Source organism: Actinomyces sp. 565, assembly GCF_010365615.1.
Classification (GTDB): domain Bacteria; phylum Actinomycetota; class Actinomycetes; order Actinomycetales; family Actinomycetaceae; genus Actinomyces.
Genome location: NZ_PIZD01000049.1, coordinates 137,805 through 156,110, shown reverse-complemented (window position 1 = coordinate 156,110; position 18,306 = coordinate 137,805). Strand labels below are relative to the sequence as shown.

The 18,306-nt window shown below is 69.6% G+C and carries 18 protein-coding genes; 3 read left to right on the top strand and 15 right to left on the bottom strand.

Annotated elements, in window-relative coordinates; all coding sequences use genetic code 11:
* Positions 1-2: 2 nt before the first annotated feature.
* The 15 genes from hisI to GZ997_RS08170 form a co-directional block, all read right to left on the bottom strand.
* Positions 3-416 carry a phosphoribosyl-AMP cyclohydrolase gene (hisI, locus tag GZ997_RS08240; RefSeq protein WP_162679570.1) on the bottom strand — a complete coding sequence of 138 codons (414 nt, stop codon included), beginning with the start codon at positions 414-416 and terminating at the stop codon, positions 3-5.
* Between the two features lie 109 nt (positions 417-525).
* Positions 526-903, bottom strand: a complete 378-nt coding sequence (locus GZ997_RS08235) for a DUF2752 domain-containing protein (protein WP_237564325.1) — start codon at positions 901-903, stop codon at positions 526-528.
* A gap of 81 nt (positions 904-984) precedes the next feature.
* Positions 985-1,356 carry a DUF4190 domain-containing protein gene (locus tag GZ997_RS08230; protein WP_161923967.1) on the bottom strand — a complete coding sequence of 124 codons (372 nt, stop codon included), beginning with the start codon at positions 1,354-1,356 and terminating at the stop codon, positions 985-987.
* A gap of 101 nt (positions 1,357-1,457) precedes the next feature.
* The gene (hisF, locus tag GZ997_RS08225; protein ID WP_162679539.1) at positions 1,458-2,228 is read right to left on the bottom strand and encodes an imidazole glycerol phosphate synthase subunit HisF; all 771 of its coding nucleotides are present in this window, start codon (positions 2,226-2,228) and stop codon (positions 1,458-1,460) included.
* Between the two features lie 3 nt (positions 2,229-2,231).
* Positions 2,232-3,569: a hypothetical protein gene (locus tag GZ997_RS08220; RefSeq protein WP_161923965.1), complete on the bottom strand. Its 1,338-nt coding sequence runs from the start codon at positions 3,567-3,569 to the stop codon at positions 2,232-2,234.
* Positions 3,566-5,032, bottom strand: coding sequence for a Pup--protein ligase (gene pafA, locus GZ997_RS08215; protein ID WP_237564324.1), 1,467 nt, complete (start codon positions 5,030-5,032; stop codon positions 3,566-3,568). The genes GZ997_RS08220 and pafA overlap by 4 nt, the downstream gene beginning before the upstream one ends.
* Positions 5,029-5,211, bottom strand: coding sequence for a ubiquitin-like protein Pup (locus GZ997_RS08210; RefSeq protein ID WP_162679538.1), 183 nt, complete (start codon positions 5,209-5,211; stop codon positions 5,029-5,031). Before GZ997_RS08210 ends, pafA begins: the two co-directional genes overlap by 4 nt.
* Positions 5,208-6,914, bottom strand: a complete 1,707-nt coding sequence (gene dop, locus GZ997_RS08205) for a depupylase/deamidase Dop (RefSeq protein WP_162679537.1) — start codon at positions 6,912-6,914, stop codon at positions 5,208-5,210. The genes GZ997_RS08210 and dop overlap by 4 nt, the downstream gene beginning before the upstream one ends.
* On the bottom strand, positions 6,911-8,572 hold the full coding sequence (arc, locus tag GZ997_RS08200; protein ID WP_162679536.1) for a proteasome ATPase: 1,662 nt from the start codon (positions 8,570-8,572) through the stop codon (positions 6,911-6,913). The genes dop and arc overlap by 4 nt, the downstream gene beginning before the upstream one ends.
* A complete protein-coding gene (locus GZ997_RS08195) occupies positions 8,565-9,632 on the bottom strand; it encodes a tRNA (adenine-N1)-methyltransferase (RefSeq protein WP_162679535.1) in 1,068 nt (355 codons plus the stop codon). The genes arc and GZ997_RS08195 overlap by 8 nt, the downstream gene beginning before the upstream one ends.
* Positions 9,633-9,771: 139 nt before the next feature.
* Positions 9,772-10,644: a class I SAM-dependent methyltransferase gene (locus GZ997_RS08190; RefSeq protein WP_162679534.1), complete on the bottom strand. Its 873-nt coding sequence runs from the start codon at positions 10,642-10,644 to the stop codon at positions 9,772-9,774.
* Positions 10,645-10,695: 51 nt separating this feature from the next.
* Positions 10,696-11,808 (bottom strand): site-2 protease family protein, encoded by a 1,113-nt coding sequence (locus GZ997_RS08185; RefSeq protein WP_162679533.1) that lies wholly within the window; start codon positions 11,806-11,808, stop codon positions 10,696-10,698.
* Positions 11,809-11,856: 48 nt separating this feature from the next.
* Positions 11,857-12,744, bottom strand: a complete 888-nt coding sequence (locus tag GZ997_RS08180; protein WP_275405363.1) for a sugar ABC transporter substrate-binding protein — start codon at positions 12,742-12,744, stop codon at positions 11,857-11,859.
* A gap of 85 nt (positions 12,745-12,829) precedes the next feature.
* Positions 12,830-13,789 (bottom strand): ABC transporter permease, encoded by a 960-nt coding sequence (locus GZ997_RS08175; protein WP_162679531.1) that lies wholly within the window; start codon positions 13,787-13,789, stop codon positions 12,830-12,832.
* Between the two features lie 3 nt (positions 13,790-13,792).
* A complete protein-coding gene (locus GZ997_RS08170; protein ID WP_162679530.1) occupies positions 13,793-15,286 on the bottom strand; it encodes a sugar ABC transporter ATP-binding protein in 1,494 nt (497 codons plus the stop codon).
* Positions 15,287-15,478: 192 nt separating this feature from the next.
* Here GZ997_RS08170 and GZ997_RS08165 point away from each other — a divergent pair, with 192 nt between their 5' ends.
* The 3 genes from GZ997_RS08165 (at position 15,479) to GZ997_RS12460 (ending at position 18,267) form a co-directional block, all read left to right on the top strand.
* Positions 15,479-16,390, top strand: coding sequence for a PD-(D/E)XK nuclease family protein (locus GZ997_RS08165; protein WP_343212305.1), 912 nt, complete (start codon positions 15,479-15,481; stop codon positions 16,388-16,390).
* A 473-nt stretch (positions 16,391-16,863) separates the two neighbouring features.
* A complete protein-coding gene (locus GZ997_RS08160) occupies positions 16,864-17,976 on the top strand; it encodes a YeeE/YedE family protein (protein WP_203234108.1) in 1,113 nt (370 codons plus the stop codon).
* A 69-nt stretch (positions 17,977-18,045) separates the two neighbouring features.
* On the top strand, positions 18,046-18,267 hold the full coding sequence (locus tag GZ997_RS12460; RefSeq protein WP_161923953.1) for a sulfurtransferase TusA family protein: 222 nt from the start codon (positions 18,046-18,048) through the stop codon (positions 18,265-18,267).
* The last annotated feature ends 39 nt before the right edge of the window (positions 18,268-18,306 follow it).

Here is an 18,306-nt window from a genome sequence, read left to right as displayed (position 1 = left end):
GGTCACTCCCTCCGCTCCTCATGGTTCCCGGCGAGGGGGCGCTCAGGCAAATCTGTCCGGCTAGAGGGACGCTCCCCCGCTCGGGCACCCAAGTCACCACCTGCCAGGAAGCAGGTGCGCTTACCGGTGTGGCAGGCGGCGCCGACCTGGTCCACCTCAACCAGCAACGCGTCTCCGTCACAGTCCAGAGACACCGCCTTGACGTACTGGTAGTGGCCGGAAGTGTCGCCCTTGCGCCAGTACTCCTGCCGAGACCGGGACCAGTAGGTCACACGGCCCTCGGTGAGGGTGCGGTGCAGCGCCTCATCGTTCATCCACCCGAGCATGAGGACCTCGCGGGTGTCGTACTGCTGGACGACGGCGGCAACCAGGCCGTTCGCATCCCGCTTCAGCCGGGCAGCGAGCTCCGCCGGCAGGGGCGAAACCGGGGATGAGTCCCCCAGGTGCGGATTACTGGGCTGCGCTGGAGTGTGGGAGGAAGTCACTGCGCAATTCTCCCACGGCCGGGTGCGCCGTCGGCCACCGTCATCCGGGCGGGCCCAGGAGAGGGCCCAGATAGACCCACATACCCGGAAGGTTGCGCAGCAGGGCGAAGACACCCGCCACTGCGAACACCGCAACGGCCTCACGCGGGGTTAGCAATGGGCGCGGCTTGCCACGGCAGCGGCCGATGATCCAGCGCAGTAGCACTGCGGCACCCGCGGCCAGAACCACCAGGGCAAAGGGGTTGTACCCCGCAGCCGCCGTCAGGTCGCCGTGCAGGAGCGCCCGGGTTGCGCGCGTGCCACCGCACAGGGGGCACCACAGTCCGGTCGCGCGGTGTACCGGGCACAAGTCCATTCCGTCCCGGCCAAGGAGTCCGGATCCGATGATCAGTGCTCCGGGCAGGAACGATATGGCCACCGCCGCGCCCATTAAGACGCGGCGGCGTGTATCGACCTCGAGAACTCCGGAGAGTTGGTCATAGCTCACAAGACGGACGGGTCACCTGTTGAGGAGCTCTGAGTACGTGCCGGTGGCGAAAGCGATAATCATCGACACGATGGACAGCGCGCCAAGAATGATGCCGGCGATCGACATGCCCTTGTTGCTGGCCCGCCCCTCATTAGCGGCCTGGATTCCGAGGTAGCCCAAAATGGCGGCGGGAATACCGGTGAAAATCCCGCAGCACAGGACGGAGGCGATCCCCAGTCCCAGGGCCCATCCACCGAGGTTGTTCTTCTCGGTCGACGGCATCATCGGGTTCATGCCGTAGCCAGCGGGCTGGTTGTAGCTGGGAGCCTGGTTCTGCGGGGCCTGCCCTGCCGGGTAGCCCTGATTGTTCCCGGGGTTCTGGTTGGGGTCATAGCTGGTCATATATCTGCCTTTCCTAGTGTGTCACGGATCGTAACACGAGGACTCGGCTCGAAAGTATGGGGAGAATTACCCATCCTGGACCGGTCTGGTTGCCCAGTGGCTCAGCGCACCGGGTGGCCGGCCGCCTGCAGCGCCTCCTTGGCCTGCCCGATAGTCATGGTGCCGTAGTGGAAGACACTGGCGGCGAGGACCGCATCGGCACCGTGGTCGGCGGCAGCGGCGAAGTCATCGGGCCGCCCGGCGCCTCCGGAGGCGATCAGCGGAATGCGCACGGCGCGGCGCACCGCGTCGAGCATCTCCAGGTCGAAGCCACCGGTGACGCCATCGGCGTCCATGGAGTTGAGCAGGATCTCACCGGCGCCGAGCGCGGCAGCACGCGCCGCCCACTCGACGGCGTCTATGCCGGTGGAGCGGGTGCCGCCGTGGGTGGTCACCTCATAGCCGGAGGCCGTGGCCACGCCCGGTGGGCAGCGGCGGGCATCCACGGACAGTACTACGACCTGGTTGCCGAAGCGGGCAGCCACCTCCGTCAGCAGCTCGGGGCGGGCAATGGCGGCGGTGTTGATACCCACCTTGTCGGCGCCGGCCCGCAGCAGACGGTCGACATCTTCCACACTGCGGACCCCACCACCGACGGTCAGGGGAACGAATACCTGCGCAGCAGTAGCGGCGACCACCTCAAGCATGGTGGCGCGCCCCTCGGCAGAGGCGGACACGTCCAAGAAGGTGATCTCGTCGGCGCCCTGGGAGTCGTAGCGGGCCGCCAGCTCCACGGGGTCGCCCGCATCACGCAGACCGGTGAAGTTGACGCCCTTGACCACCCGACCGTCCTTGACGTCCAGGCAGGGGATCACGCGCACCGCAACACTCATGGACTACCGCTCCTCCTTCCCGCTCCCACCAGCAGGTGCGGCAGCTGCGGGCCGCGCGGCCTCTGGACTGGGAGTAACCCTGATAATGCCCTCCGTGTCAGCCGTGGCCCCTGCACTGGGTGCCGTCGTGGCGTCGGTGAGGGTGCCGTCGGCGGCGACGGCGAGAATATCGATGACCACGGCCAGGGCGTCGTCGCCAGCCGCCTGATCGGCCGGCAGCGCCAGCACGATCCGGCTGCCCACGGTTACGTCTACGAGCTGCTGGGCAATCCCGGACATCGTGTTGGACATGTCAATCGTGCCGGGAACGGTGCTGGCGCCGTAGCTGGAGGTACCCAGGGTGGAATCGGACCAGTTGACAAAGGCGTAGCGGGCAATGATGACGTCACCGGAGTCGATCTGCTGCCCCGCTCCCACTATCAGGACGGAGGCGGCGGCCCGGCTGGGGGCGCGCAGGCCTTCAATCGACAGCGAGACGGTGCCGTCGTCGGCGACGGCTACAACCGGCAGGCCCTCGACGGGGCTCTGCTCCTGCCCTACCGCGGTGGTGGGCAGCACGTCGACCACCGTGATCTCGGTGGCGACGGCGCCGTCCGGGGCGGATACGGGGGCGCGCAGCACCAGGCGGGACCCCTCGGTCGCCCCGGTCACCGTTTCCGCGAGTATCTCGCCGAGTGCGTCCGGGTCCACGGTTCCGCGGTAGATACGCACGCCGGTGGGAGTTCCGGTGGTGTTCGCCCCGTTGGTGCCCGAGAACGTGGATACGGACAGCAGTACGGCGTCGCCTGCCGACAGGCTGCGACCGTCGCCGACGATCAGTGTGTCGGTGCTGACGGAAGTGGCCGGTGCCAGCGGGGAGATCAGGGACACCACGGGGACCGAGCCGACCCGGCCGGCCACCTCCAGCACCGAGTCGATGGGCGCATCCGCCGCGGTGACCTGGCTGCTTACGCTGCCCGTCTCCTCGCCGCCGTGACCGAGGCGGGAGACAATGACCGGCATCAGCACGATCGCCGCAACCACGATGACGGCGAGTATGACCGCGACGCGTCCGCGGGGCCGGGGCCGTCCCAGAGCGGCCCCGATCGCACGCTGTGCACCGGTAATCGGCGGCGGCTCCGGCTGCGAGCTGCCGACCAATGAGTTGACCGCCGTGGGAATACCGGGACCGCCGTCTACATGCACCACCGCCGGGGGCGGCGCCGTACCGTGCTCGCTAAGACTGTGCTGACGAGCACGCTCGAATTCCCGCTCGAGCTCGCGCAGCTGCCGGCGGGTCAAGGGCTTGCCGTCCGGCCCCGATGCGGGCACGGGCGTGGTCTGATCGGCGTACGGATTCATGGGCTGGTTACGAGTATGCCAGAGCGTGGCGAAATCGGCCCCTCCATTGCGGCCACCAGATCGTCGACGCGCGCATCGACGGCGGCGAAGGGATCGCGCAGGGCGACGGGGCGGGTGTGCCCGTCGTCGAGCTTGAGGTTGACCCAGTCCACTGACAGGTCGCGGCGCAGCTCTTCGGCGCGGGCGACCGCGGTGCCGCGCAGGTGCGCGCGGGTGGTGGCCGGAGGCGTGTCGACGGCGGCCCGGCAGGCGGGCTCGTCCACGATGCGCTTGAGCAGGCCGGCGGCCTCCAGGCGCAGGCGCAGCCCGTCGGTGGGGTCGACGTCGTGGTAGGCCAGGGCCAGGCGGGCCACGCGCGGGTCGTCCAGGCCGGTGCCGGCGCGCTGGGCGTAGCGGGTCAGCAGCTGCTGCTTGGCGGCCCAGTCGAGTTCGGTCGCCACCAGCGCCGGGTTGCCGGCGCGCACGGCCTCCAGGCCGCGCTCCCACAGGTCCAGTACGTGCCGGTGCGCGTCGGTGAGGTCCAGTTCGGCGTCGGCGTGGGCGCGTACGCGTTCCAGGTGCTCGGCCTGCAGGCCGACGGGAGTGATGGTGCGTCCGTCCGCCAGCTCCAGCTGCACGGTGCCGGTCAGGTCATGGCAGGTGTCGCGGATGGCCCGCATGGGGTTGGCCAGGCGCAGGTCGGACAGGTCACCGCCGGCCTCCAGGTAGTCCAGCAGCAGGTCCATGGCACCGACCTTGAGCAGGGTTGAGCCCTGGGCGATGTTGGAGTCCCCGACGATCACGTGCATGCGCCGGTACTTCTCGGCGTCGGCGTGCGGCTCGTCGCGGGTGTTGATGAGCGGGCGGGAGCGGGTGGTGGCCGAGGAGACGGCGTCCTCCATCTGGTCGGCGCGCTGGGAGAAGACGTAGCGGGCGGGACGCTTCCCGGCCGGGTCGGTGAGGATGTGGCCGGCGCCGACCAGGATCTGCCGGGTCACCAGGTGGGGTACCAGGGTGCGGGCGTCGTTCCAGAAGTCGCCGCGGCGGCGCACCAGGTAGTTCTCGTGGCAGCCGAAGCCGGCGCCCTCGGCATCCAGGTTGTTCTTGAGCAGGTGGATGCGGCCGGGCACGTCCTGCGCGGCCAGGCGCGCGTTGGCCTGTGCGGCCAGGTCGGCCATGGTGAGTTCGCCGGCCCGGTCCTGGGCGAGCAGGTCGGTGAGGCTATCGCATTCGGCGGTGGCGAACTCGGGGTGGGAGCCCACGTCCAGGTACAGGCGGGCGCCGCCGCGGGTGAAGACGTTGGAGGAGCGGCCGCGGGCGATCAGGGGGGCGAACAGCTCGCGGGCGGCGTGGTCGGCGTCCAGCGGTGGGGGGCCGCCGGCGGTGGAGGCGCAGGTGATGCCGTACTCGGTTTCGACGCCGATGATCCGCCGGGCGGGGGCGCGCCGGTCGGCTGGAGTGCCCGACGGCGCACTCAACGTCACTGCCCGCCCTTCTGGACGAAGCCCTGGACGAAGGCGGCGGCGTTGGTCTCCAGGACGGCATCGATCTCATCCAGGATGTCGTCAACACCGACGGCCTGCGTCTGGCCGGAGCCTCCGGCCGGTGCCGGGTCGGGCGCGGCGGGTTCGGGAGAGGGCTGGATCTGCTCGTTCAGGCTCATGCGCGTGACTGGCTTTCTGATTCTTCCGGTTCTGCGGGGGTGGCGGCGTCTTGGACGGCGCCCAGGATACGTGCTGACTCGGCTTCCGATACGGCCACGGCGTCGGGCAGCGGCAGGCGCAGCAGCTCGGCGCGCCCGGGCACGTCCAGCACCAGGCTGGTCCAGGAGGCGGCGACGACGGCGGCGTGGTTGGCCACCGCCGTGCCGCGAACTGCGGCACGCGTGCCGACGGGCGGCTGGTCGGCGGCGGCCTCCACCTCGGCGTCGGTGACCAGGCGGCGGGTGCGGCCGGCGGTGATGAGCTTCTCGGCCAGGCCGCGCCCGGCGCGCAGGTCGGCCCACTGGATGTCGGCGGCGGCCAGGCGCGGGTCGTCCCAGCCGGTGCCGGAGCGCTCGCGTAGGCGCTCGCACAGCTGCAGCTTGGCGACCCATTCGACCAGCTGCGCGGAGCGGGCGGTTGCCTGCGCCTGGGCGGGGGTGCCGTGAGCGGTGGCGTAGGCGTCCAGCGCCTCCAGGGTCTCGTCCCAAAGGGCGAGCGCCTGGGCGGTTTCGGCGCCGACGTGTTCGGCGTCGATGCCGCCGTAGTCCTCGCCCAGGGCAGCGGCGATGGCGTACAGGTGAGCGCGCTGGATCTCCACTGCGGTCAGCCGGCCGCGGGCGGTGGCGAGCGCGTAGCTGAGCGTCGGGTCGTGGGACAGGGCCCAGTGCTCCTCCACCGGGTCGGTGGTGATACGCAAGTCTTCCAGCGCCCCCAGGCCCTGGCCGCGGTCGTGGGCGCGCTCCAGGTACCACAGCAGCAGGTCGGTGCTGGCGACCTTTAGGTAGATCGGCACGTCGAAGCGGTTGGCGTCCCCGTTGATCACGTGCAGGCGGCGGAAGCGGGCGGCGTCGGCGTGCGGCTCGTCGCGGGTGTTCACGATGGGCCGGTTGAAGGTGGTCTGCAGGGCGATGTCGGTGCCGACGTAGTCGGCGCGCTGGCTGATCTGGAAGCCGGGGCGCTCACTGCGCTGCCCGATACCGACCCGGCCGGCTCCGGCGAATACGGGCCGGGTCACCAGGAAGGGGATGAGGGCGGCGGCCAGCGTGTCGAAGGGCAGGTCGCGGCGCACCAGGTAGTTCTCGTGCGAGCCGTACGCAGCCCCCTTGCCGTCGACGTTGTTCTTGTACAGGACCACCTCGCCGTCGCGCGGGTCCAGGGCGGCCATGGCGCGGCGGGCGATCACCTCCCCGGCCCGGTCCCACACCAGCGCGTCGCGGGGGGTGAGTACCTCCGGGGAGGAGTATTCGGGGTGGGCGTGGTCCACGTACAGGCGGGCACCGTTGGCGAGCACGGCGGTGGTGGCCTGCGGCAGGGCGGCCTCGGCGGCACTGGGACGCGGGCGCGTGCCCCATGGGGCCGGCGGGAGGTCGCCGGAGGGGGCGGGGCGGTCGGGGTCGTCGGTGAGTTGGCTGGGGTGGGCGGCGGCGCGCTCCAGCCTGCCGCCGCGCAGGTCGGCGAGCGGGTCCTCCCCCTCGTAGTCCCAGCGTACGGCCTGCCGGGTGCCGGCGTCGGGGCGGGCCGACGTGCCGTAGGCGGACACGATGCGGCTGGCCATGACTACGGCGTTGGCATAGGGGTTGCCCGGCTCAAGCACCCCGAACTCGGTCTCCAGGCCGACGGGGCGCCGCACCGGGCTGAACTGGCTGGACTCGGGCGCGCTCATGCGTTCTCCTGTCGGTCTGTGGTGATCGCGTCCGTCAGGCGGCGCACCGCGCGCACCATCTCGCCACGGTGACCGACGACGCGGGCCGCGGCCTCCGGGGCGGTGGCGGCAGTGATCTCCTCGTTCTGCTGGGCCTCGACGGCGACCGCCGCGCGCAGCCGCTCGGTGGACAGGCCGCCGTCCCCGCCGGCCAGCTCATCCTTAATGGCGGCGGTCTTGGCGCGGGCGACGATGGCGGCGAGCATGGCGCCGGAGACGAAGTCAGCCAGGTACAGGGTCTCGCGCCGCCCGGAGGCGTAGGCGAGCTCCAGTACCGCCCGTTCGGGGGTGCGGGCGTACAGGTCGGTGACGGCGGCGCGACGCATGGCCGCCGCGGCGGTCTCCCGGTGGCCTCCAGCTGCGGCGAGTTCCGCCGGGTCCAGGGGCAGGTCGGCGCGCAGGTGCTTGGCGAGGATCTCCTGCGCACCGGCGGCGTCGGGGCGGTCGATGCGAATCTTCACGTCGAATCGTCCGGGCCGGAGGATCGCCGGGTCGATCATGTCCTCCCGGTTGGAGGCGCCGATGATGACCACGTTGTTCAGCGACTCAACGCCGTCGATCTCGGTGAGGACCTGCGGCACGATCATGGTCTCCACGTCGGAGGAGACGCCGCTGCCACGAGTGCGGAACAGGGCCTCCATCTCGTCGAAGAAGATCACCACCGGACGGTCCTCGGCGGCGACCTTGCGGGCCTGGTCGAAGATGGCGCGTATCTGCCGCTCCGTCTCACCGACGAACTTGCTCAGCAGCTCCGGGCCCTTGATGTTCAGGAAGGCGGCGTCGTGGACGCCGGCGCCCGTGGAGCGGGCCAGGGAGGTGGCGACCGCCTTGGCTATCAGGGTCTTGCCGCAGCCGGGCGGGCCGTACAGGAGCATGCCCTTGGGGGCCTGCAGCCCGTAGGCGCGGTACAGGCCGGGGTGGGCGAAGGGCAGTTCGAGGGAGTCGCGGATCTGCTGAATCTGCGGGCCCAAGCCACCGATGTCGTCCCAGGACACGTCCGGGGTCTCGGCGACCACCAGCTGCTGGACACTGGTGCGGGCGATGCGGGCGGTTACCAGGTCGGCGCGCAGGTCGGCGGCAAGCGTGTCGCCGGGCCGCAGCGCGTCGGCGTCGAGGTGCCCGGCCACGCGCACCACGCGGGTGGCGCCGGAGCCGGTGGTGACCAGGGCGCGGGCCGTGGGCACCGCCGTGCTCTCGCCGGCGGTCGCGGCGTCGTCGACGTCGGCCAGCACCTCATCCAGGGTGACGGCCTCGCCGGTGTCGGGCGCGGGCAGGGCGGCGACGACCAGCATCTGGTCGTTGACGGCCACGCGCTGCCCCACTTCCAGCTCGGCCACCTCCAGATCGGGGTGCAGCCCCAGCCGCAGGTGACGTCCGCCCAGGGACACGTCGGCCTCCGCGGGACCGGGCAGGCCGGTGAGCAGGCCGAGCGTGACGGGTGGGCGGGTGACGGCGTCGAGCTGGGTGCCGAGCTCGGCGATGCGCTCGCGGGCGGCGCTCAGGGCCGACGCGAGGCGCTCGTTCTTGGCGGACAGGCTGATGGCCTCGGCGCGGGCCTCACGCAGCTGGTGGCTGGTGAAGTCGCGCGCCGGCATGCCCAAGGGCTGGGACTCACTCATGTTCCGACTCCTGTGGACCGGGCAGGCCCGGCTGAACCGGGGTGGCGTCCTCGGGCTGCTTGGCCCGGCAGTCGCGCAATACTCGGCGAACCTTGCGGTCGGTGCTGGTGCGCTCCCCCACGTCCTCGATGGTCCAGTAGCCGGCGTCGTCGTAGGCGCCGCGGGCGGGCGGGCGCTTACGGGTCAGCGGGGTGCAGTCCGCGGCGAGGCGGCGGGCGGAGACCAGGAAGCCGGTGTGGGCGACCATGCGGTGGTCGGGACGCACGGCCAGGCCGTCGACATGCCAACTGCGCACCGCCGACTCCCAGGACTCGGGCTCGGTGAACCGCCTGGAGTGGCGCAGTGCCTCCACGGTGCGCGACAGCTGCGGGACGGTGGCGACGTAGGCGAGGAACACGCCACCGGGTACCAGGGCGCGGGCGGCGGCGTCGATGTTCTCCCAGGGGGCGAGCATGTCCAGCACCACCCGGTCCACGCTCGCGTCAGCGACGTGGGCGGCGACCACGTCGACGAAGTCGCCGGTGCGCAGCTCCCAGGCGGGGTGGTGGCGACCGAACCAGGAGTCGACGTTGGAGGCGGCGATCGCCGCGAAGTCATGGCGCCGCTCGATGGACAGCAGGTGGCCGCCTTCCCCGATCGCGGACAGCAGGCTCATGGTCAGGGCGCCGGAACCGACCCCGGCCTCCAGCACGCGGGCACCGGGGAAGATGTCGGCGAAGGCGATCACCTGGGCGGCGTCCTTGGTGTAGACGACCTGGGCGCCGCGCGGCATGGACAGCACGTAGTCGGCCAGCAGCGGGCGCAGCAGCAGCAGCTCGTGTCCGGATTCGGTGGTGATCACCGTGCCCTCGTCGCGGCCGATCACGTCACGGTGGTAGAAGCTGCCGCGTTGGGACTGGAAGTAGCCGCCGGGGTCGAGCACGAAAGTGTGCTTGCGGCCCTTGGAGTCGGTGACCTGCACGCGTTCGCCGTAGCGGAAGGGGCCACGGCGCCCGGCCTGCCCCAGCACCTGCTGGGTGGCCACGCGTGGTTGCACGGCGGGAGTCGTCTGCTCGCTCATCGCGTCCGAGTCTAGTGATTCCCGGGTACGCCGGCGTTACACGGTATGCCCGCGCACACGCGTCGGCAGCGGAACGAAAACGGCTTCAGCGCGAGCGCTGCGAGCAACGCCGCGAAAAAGCTAAACGCCGCCACCGGGGTCACTGAGCTGCGGCGCGCTCCGGCAGGTGGGCCACCACCGCGAGCTGAAGCGGAAGCCGGTCACGCAGGGCCGGGTCGGCGAAGCGGAAACCCTCCGCACAGCGTTCCATGAGTTCGGGCCAACGGCACCAGGCGGAGTAACGGGTCTCGGTCACCTCGTCGAGCACCAGCCCGGCAGCAAGCAGAGCGGTGAGAATCTCGCCGACGCCGTGGTTCCACTGGTGGCTGACCGCATGGGTGATGGCGGGCGACCCGTCGGCGGCGGCGACGTAGGAGCCCGCATCCTCCCAGGTCATGGGATCGGCGCGTTGGAAGTAGGGCTCGTGGAGCATCAGGCCGCGACTGACGTCGTCACCCACCGCCTGGAAGACGGGATGGTCATCGCGCAACACCAGACGACCCCCGGGCCGCAGCAGCGAGGCGACCACGCGGGCCCATGCTGCCACGTCGGGCAGCCAGCACAGCACCCCCAGGGAGGTGTATACGAGGTCGAAGTCTCCCGTGAGCGCCTGACGGGCGTCGTAGACATTGGCCCGCATGAACTCGATGTCGGCGCCGGCGCGCTCGGCGATGGACCGGGCGCGGCGCAGGGACCCGCCCGACAGGTCCAGACCAACCACCCGGCGGGCTCCCAGGCGCGCCAGGCTCACCGTGTCCAGGCCGAGATGGCATTGGAGGTGCACGACGTCCAATCCGCTCAGGTCACCCAGGCGCTCGCGGTCCGGGGCGATCTCGGCGGTGATGGCGGTCGGGGAGGCGAGCAGCGCCTCGATGCCGTAGCCACTGGCCTCGTGCAATGCGGCGCGATCGTCCCAGTTGGCCCGGTTGTCGGCGAAGTACTCGGCGTGACGGGTCGGGTCGGCGGCGCTCATGGGGCCAGTGTCACATGTCAGTTGCGCGGAAGCGGGATTGAGGCGGCGTTATCAGCGGGCGCCGGTGGGGACGGCACCGGTGACGCGTCCGCCTTCCACCAGCACCAGCCACCGCGACACGCCCCGCGCCCGCGCCAGGGCATCGGCGGCAGGTTGTCCGGTGACCTGGGTGGTGACTGCGGCCGCCGGCAGCACGGTGCATACCTGGCCGACGGCGACGGCGGCGTCGTCGGGCAGTCCGGAGCGCTCCAGCTCGGCCAGGGCGGAAGCGTCGAGCGTGCCCAGGATCCGCGCGCCATCGGTCACGAGCACCAGCCCCGCCCCGGCGTCGAGCTGCTCGCGCGCAGTTGCCAGAGGCGTTTGGGCACCGGTGACGGCGACCGGCCGGGTCAGATCGCGCAGGTCGAGGCGGGCCGCGGCGCGCGTACCCCGGCCCAGGCCGAGGACCTGCCAGGAGGTGGTGGCGATGGGCCAGGAGACTATGACGGCGAGAAACAGGGTGAAGGCGTCGGGCTGTCTTCCCGTCACCAGGGGAACCAGAATCCAACGCCAGGCCAGGCCCGCCACTACCAGCAGCCCGCCGACCGCAGCGACCTTTTGACCGAGCCGGCGCCGGCCGCTGAGCTGTTCGACAAGCGCGCTCAACGCATGCCCGCCGTCAAGCGGCAGACCCGGCAGGGCGTTGAAGGCGGCCAGGGCGAAGTTGAGCCAACTCGCCATAAACAGCGCCACGAACAACGGTTCGGAGCTTACCCGCCCAAGCGTTCCGGTCCCGATGACCCCCAGTACCAGGTTCGCGGCCGGCCCGGCCAAGGAGGTGAGCACGTCCTTCCATGGCCGCCATCGACTGGTCGGGCCGAAGGTTGTGCGTCCGCCCCACAGGTGCAGCTCGTAGCGCACCGGTCGGCGCCCCAGCAACGCGCCGACCGCCCCGTGGGCCAGCTCGTGCGCCAGGATGCTTACCGTGAGTGCGAGCACTACCACCGCTAACGTCCCGAGCGCGGTGGCGGGTCCGTACCCGTCCAGCGCCGCGGCCACCACCGGGTACCAGCTGCCGGCGATGAGCAGGCCCAGCAGCAGCGAGGTCTGTGCCACAACGACGGGTGCGCCGCCGATTGTGAACAGAGTCCAGGAACCTGAGCGCCGGGCAGTTGATGCGGTCATAGCACGAAGAGTATCCGCGGCGGCCCGGAGACGCCGCGCTCGGCCCCGCTAGTCCCCCGTGTCTAGTGTGTCCACGTTGTCTGCGGTAATCCACACGGCCTCGGTGTAGTTGACGGCCTCGACCGTCTCGCCCTTGATGAGCTTGTCCATGGTGCCGACCGCCAGTCTGCCGATGCCGGCCGTGTCCTGGGAGACGGTTCCGGCCATGCCACCGCCACGGATCGAGGCGACGCCGTCGTCGGTGGCGTCCACGCCCGATACGTGCACCTCACGTTGTTCGCCGGCATTGGTAAGAGCCTTGAGCGCCCCCAATGCCATGGAGTCGTTCTGCGCGACGATCGCGTCGATGTGGGTGCCGGTGGACAGCCAGTTCTCGGTGACGGTGAGTGCCTCGGCGGTATCCCAGTTGGCGGTCTGCTCCAGCACGATATTCACTCCCGGGTGCTCGGCAAGAACCGCGTCATAGCCCGCCTTGCGCTGCAGCTGCCCGTCCGATCCCATGGGACCGTACAGGACGGCGACCGTCCCCTCCTCTCCGATCGCCTCAATGACCTTCTCCATCTGTAGCCTGCCGGCGGCGGTGTCGTCTCCGCCGATGTACGCGGCGGCACGGTCCTGCTGCTCGGCCTGCTGCACGATGGTGGCGATCGGAATCTCCGCCTCGTTGGCCGCCTTCAGGCCCGGGGCGACCCCCTCCTTGGAGACCGGCTCAACCAGAATGCCGTCATACCCCTGCGCGACGGCGGATTCGATCTGGCTGATCTGCGTAGCGGCGTCGGAGTTGCCGTCGAACACGGTCACTTCCAAGCCCAGCGCCTCGCCCTCCTCAACGGCGGCGTGCGCCAGCGTCGTCGTGAACGAGTTGGTCATATGGCTCATCATCAGGGCGATTCGGGTCCTCCCATCTGATCCGCCGACCACACATGCCGAAACCATGGCCGCGGCGATTATCAGCGAACCGACTATGGCGAGTAGGCGCTTCATGATTCCTCTCCCCCTTCGGGCCGAGCACCAAAGCAGCTCATTTCCGCTGCCGTGCCTTCACATCTAGCAGCACCGCCAGCACGATGATGGCGCCCTTAACAACCCGCTGGAAGTTCGCGTCGATTCCCAGGATGTCCAACCCGTTGGCGATCACGGCGATCATGAGCGCGCCGATGAGTACACCAGACGCCCGGCCTCGCCCACCGGACATGGACACTCCGCCGATCACGACCGCAGCAATCGCATCCAACTCATAGGACTCACCGGCGGTGGGGGCGCCGCTGATTGTCCGCGAGGCGAGCAGTACGCCGCAGAAGCCGGCCAACAGTCCCGCGATCACGAACACTGAGACCTTGGAGCGCCTGACATTCACCCCGGAGACCTCGGCGGCCACGGGGTTGCCGCCCACGGCGTACACCCTGCGGCCGTACACCGTTCGCCGCAGAACGAATGCGCAGACCAGAAAGATGACCAGTAGGTATACCGCCATAACGGGGAACCTTCCGATCCTGGCACTGGCGAAGGCCTCGAAGGTTTCGGATACGTTGAAAATCGGGGCGCCGCCGGAGACGATCAGCGCGAGTCCCCGTACCGCGGTCATGGTCCCCAACGTGACGATGAAGGACGGTATGGCCCCGTAGGCGACGCCGATTCCATTAAGCAGCCCAACCAGCGCACCGACCACGAGTGCCGCTACGATCGGCACGATGACCGGGTACTCACCGGGATGGGCGAGCATGGCGGCAACGACGCCGGCCAAGCCTATGGTCGATCCGACCGACAGGTCGATCTCCCCGGAGATGATGACGAACACCATACCCATCGCAAGAATGCCGTTGATCGTGGTCTGGACCAAGATCAGAAGCACGTTATTGACGCTGAGAAAGTGGTGCTCAGGGGATACCAGCCACAGCACCAGCACGAGGGCAAGGAACACCAGCAGTATTCCCGCGTCGCGGACGGACCAGGCCTTTGCCCTTCGTATAACTGCGTCCATGATTCATCCTTCAAATCTTGAGGCGAGCTCCATGACCGCCTCCTGGGAGAAGTCGGGGCGCGCCAGCGTCCCGGTGCAGCGGCCCTCCGCCAGAACCATGATCCGGTCGCTGAGCCCTATCAGTTCCCCCATCTCCGAGGAAATGAGGATGACGGCCTTCCCCTGCTCCACGAGTTCTCCGATGAGCTCGTAGATATCGCGTTTGGCGCCGACGTCGATGCCGCGGGTAGGCTCATCGAAGATGACGACGTCGGGCTCAGTCAGCATCCACTTCGCCAAGACGACCTTCTGCTGATTACCGCCCGACAGCTCAGCCACGTACTGGTTCGGCGAAGCTGCCTTGACCCGTAGCGACTGCATGTAATGGATCACGGTCCGGCGCTCTTTCCTCGGCGCTATCAGGCCGGAGGCGAATAATCGCCCGAGAGAGGGCAGGGTAACGTTCTCCAGGACGCTTCCCCTGAGGTTGAGGCCGGTGCGCTTGCGGTCCTCGGTGATCAGGGCAATGCCGCGTCCGATGGCATCGGCGGGGCGGCGCAACTGCACTTCCACGCCGTCGCGCAGCGCCGTGCCGCCGGAGTGCCGGCCGAACCCGAAAAGCGACTCGACCAGCTCGGACCTGCCGGCGCCGACGAGCCCGCCGATGCCGATGATCTCACCGCGGTGCAGCGTGAGGCTGACATCTTGGACGCGGCCCGGCACGCTCCAGTGGCGTACCTCGAAGGCCGGCTCCCCCAGCGGCACCTCCCGCTTGGGGAAGACATCGTCGATGCTCCGTCCGACCATGGCCCTGATCAGCGCGGGCTCATCGAGCTCCGCGGCCGGGCCGGTGCTCACACGCCTGCCGTCCCGCAGCACCGTAATGCGGTCCGCGACCCGGAAGATCTCCTCCATCTTGTGGGAGATGTAGATGATGCCGACCCCGGCGTCGCGCAGGCGCTGGATCTGGGCGAACAGGTTCTCAGCGTCGTCATCGGTGATCGCGGAGGTGGGCTCATCCATGATGACGATGCGCGCGTCCACCGACAGCGCCTTGGCGATCTCCACCTGCTGGCACTGCGCGACTGACAGGTCGCGCATATAGGCGTCCACGGGCAGCTTCACGCCCATGGCATCCAGCAGCTCGGCGGCCTCCCGACGCATCCGGCCCAGGTCGGCGAGCCCAAGGCGCCCCCGCGGCTCGCGGCCGATGAAGATGTTCTCGTACACGCGCATGTCCAGCACCGGGTTGAGCTCCTGGTGAATCATCGCGATACCGAGGTCCATCGCCTCGCGCACGGACCCGATCCGGACAGGCCGACCACCGATCAGGACTTCCCCGGCGTCCGCATGCAGGACGCCGATGAGGATCCGCATGAGCGTGGACTTGCCCGCGCCGTTCTCCCCCATGAGGGCATGCACCTCGCCGCTGCGCACATCCAGGCAGACATCATCAAGGACCTTGATGCCCGTGAAGGACTTGTCAATCCCGCGCGCCTCCAGCACCACCTCGCCCATGACCGCTCCCTTGCGTAGACGATTCAGTGATCTGAAGCCTAGGACGCCCACCATTGTCCTGTCAATAGCGGGATCACAGGCAGGTTTCTCCGGCGTCCACAGGCGGCGTAGCCGCAGGGCCGTGCTACCGGCCTGTGGACAGCCGAACCGGGCATTGCCGTTCATGTCACCGGGCCGCGATAGGTTCACACCGTGACTGAGCAACCAGACCTTCCGGCCGCGACAGCAGCCGCAGCACGCCCCACAGGACCCGGCGGTGGTGGTCGCCGCGGCTCGGGACGTACCGCGTTGTCGCCGTCGCGGGCCAAGGACTTCATGCAGTGCCCACTGCTGTTCCGCCTGCGCACCGTCGACCGCCTCCCTGAGCCCGGCTCCCTGGCCACGCACAAGGGCACGCTCGTACACGCGATCCTGGAGCGCCTGTACGACCTGCCGGCACGCGACCGCACCCGCGAGGCCGCCCTGGACATGCTGCCGGGGCAGTGGCAGACGCACCGGGAGAAGCATCCGGAGGTCATGGGCCTGTTCCCGGACTCCGCCGCAGTTGCCCCCTGGCTGGATGAGGCGCGCACGCTGATAAGCGCCTACTTCCACCTGGAGAACCCCAAGCGGCTGGAGCCTGCTGAGCGTGAGCTGTTCGTGCAGACCGAGACGCGCGACGGGCTGCTGCTGCGCGGCTTCGTAGACCGCCTGGACGTGGCCCCCGACGGCGCTATGCGCGTGGTCGACTACAAGACCGGCCGCTCCCCCGGCCCGCGCTTCCAGGAGGAGGCGCTGTTCCAGATGCGCTTCTACGCCCTGGTGCTCTGGCGCCTGCGCGGGCGAGCGCCGGCGCGCCTGCAGATCGTCTACCTCAAGGACGGGCGCACCCTCACCCACGATCCGCGCCTGCCCGAGCTGGAGGCCACCGAGACCAAGCTCGCCCACATCTGGGACGAGGTGGAGGACTGCACCGCCTCCGGCGAGTTCGCCCCGCAACGCTCCCGCCTGTGCGACTGGTGTGCCTACCAGGCCCAGTGCCCGCTGTTCGGCGGAACCACTCCCGAGCTGCCCGCCGACGGCGTCGCGCGCCTACTGACCGCCAGACGCTCACCCGGCGCCTGAAACGCGCCCACAACCCGTCTCACGAAGTGGTCACCCGCTGGCGCCGGGCATCCGGCCACGTCTAGCATCGCGGCCACGGTTACCGACCGTGGCCGGAAGAACCCGTATCAGTTTCCTGAACCTGATCCTGGAACCGATCCCGAACCCGCAAGGAAGACAGCACTCATGAGCTCCCAGATCGTAGCCCGCACCCTTCGCGCACAGCGCGGAGCGTGTTGCTGCATGCTCGACCTGGCCAGGGCTCAGTGAGGCAGCAGCACCCGTCTAATACTCACCTGCTTCTTCCCCCGACCTGCCGGCGCGGCGGCACGCGCCCGTAGGCGCCCCTGGTCAGGCCGTAGCCCATCACCCACAGTCGCGGGTGGGCCTACGCCTGTGCCGACGGCCTTCAGCGCCGCAGCAGTGCCCTACCCGCGTCCTCACCAACCGGACCGCGCTCACGGCGGTTCGTACAGTCGGACGAAGGACCCCCATTGATTTTCACCGGACTACTCGTCGGCGGCGTACTCGGACTCGTGCTCCAACGCGGCCGCTTCTGCATCACCGGAGCCTTCAGGGACCTGTGGGTCTCCGGTTCCTGGCGGTGGATGACCGCCTTCCTGCTGGCGGTCGCCGTCCAGGCGGTCGGCGTAACCCTGCTCACAGCCACCGGCGCCATCACCCCGGAGGTGCCCACGCTCTCCGTGGTGGCAACCGCGGTCGGCTCCCTGCTGTTCGGCGTGGGCATCGTGCTGGCCGGAGGCTGCGCCACCGGCACCTACTACCGTGCCGGAGAGGGCCTGGTGGGGTCCTGGTTCGCGCTCATCGCCTACGCCGGCACCGCAGCCGTGTCCAAGACCGGGGTGCTCGCCCCGGTAACCACGTGGGTCAAGGGACTGTGGCCCACTCAGCTGACCACGATCCCCGCCACCTTCGGCCTACCCGATTGGGTCGGCGTGCTCGTACTCGTCGCCGGCGTCGCCGGCCTCGTGCGGTGGCAGCTCCGTCTGGCCGCGGACAGGCCGGTCCCGCTGCAACTGGCCGCGCAGCGCACCGGGCTGAACCACCTCTTGTTCGAACGCGCCTGGAACCCACTGGTCACGGGCGTACTCGTCGGGCTGGTGGCGATTGTCGCCTGGCCGGCCTCCTGGGCCACCGGCCGCCATGACGGGCTGGGAATCACCACGCCGTCGTCGAACCTCGTCGGTTGGCTGGTCACCGGGGACACCGACCGACTCGACTGGGGCGTAATGCTGGTCCTCGGAATCCTGCTCGGCTCCCATCTCAGTGCACGTGCCTCAGGCGAGTTCCGCGTCCGCGTCCCCTCCGCCACCGTTATTCGCCGGTCCATCGCCGGCGGCCTGCTCATGGGTGTGGGCGCTGCCTGGGCCGGCGGCTGCTCCATCGGCAACGCCCTGGTGCAGACCTCTCTGCTGTCCTGGCAGGGGTGGACCGCCCTGGTCTTCCAGGTCCTCGGCGTCGGGATCACCGCCTACTTCACCCTTATCCGCCCCCGCAACCAGAGACGTGCCGCACGCGAGGCGGCGTCGTCCCCCTCCGGGCGCGCCAACGGCACCCAGGCGGCGAGCCCGGTTGCCGCGCGCTGATGCGCCGCCGTGCACACCCGAGTTCCATCCATGTCCTAGTCAAGTTCCATCTCAGAAAAGGAGTCGATTATGCGCACCGTACTGGAGACCGAGGGCCTGGTCTGCCCGTTCCCGGTTATGGAGGCAGAGGAGGCCATGGCCGATCTGGAGATCGGCGACGAACTGGTGATCGCCTTCGACTGCACCCAGGGCACCCAGTCCCTGCCGGCCTGGGCGGCGGATAACGGCTACACCGTCACGGAATTCGCCAAGACCGGTGAGGCCTCCTGGAGCATCACCGTCCGCAAGTAGCCTCCCTACCCCGCCTTCCGCCCTGGCCGTGCCGGCGCG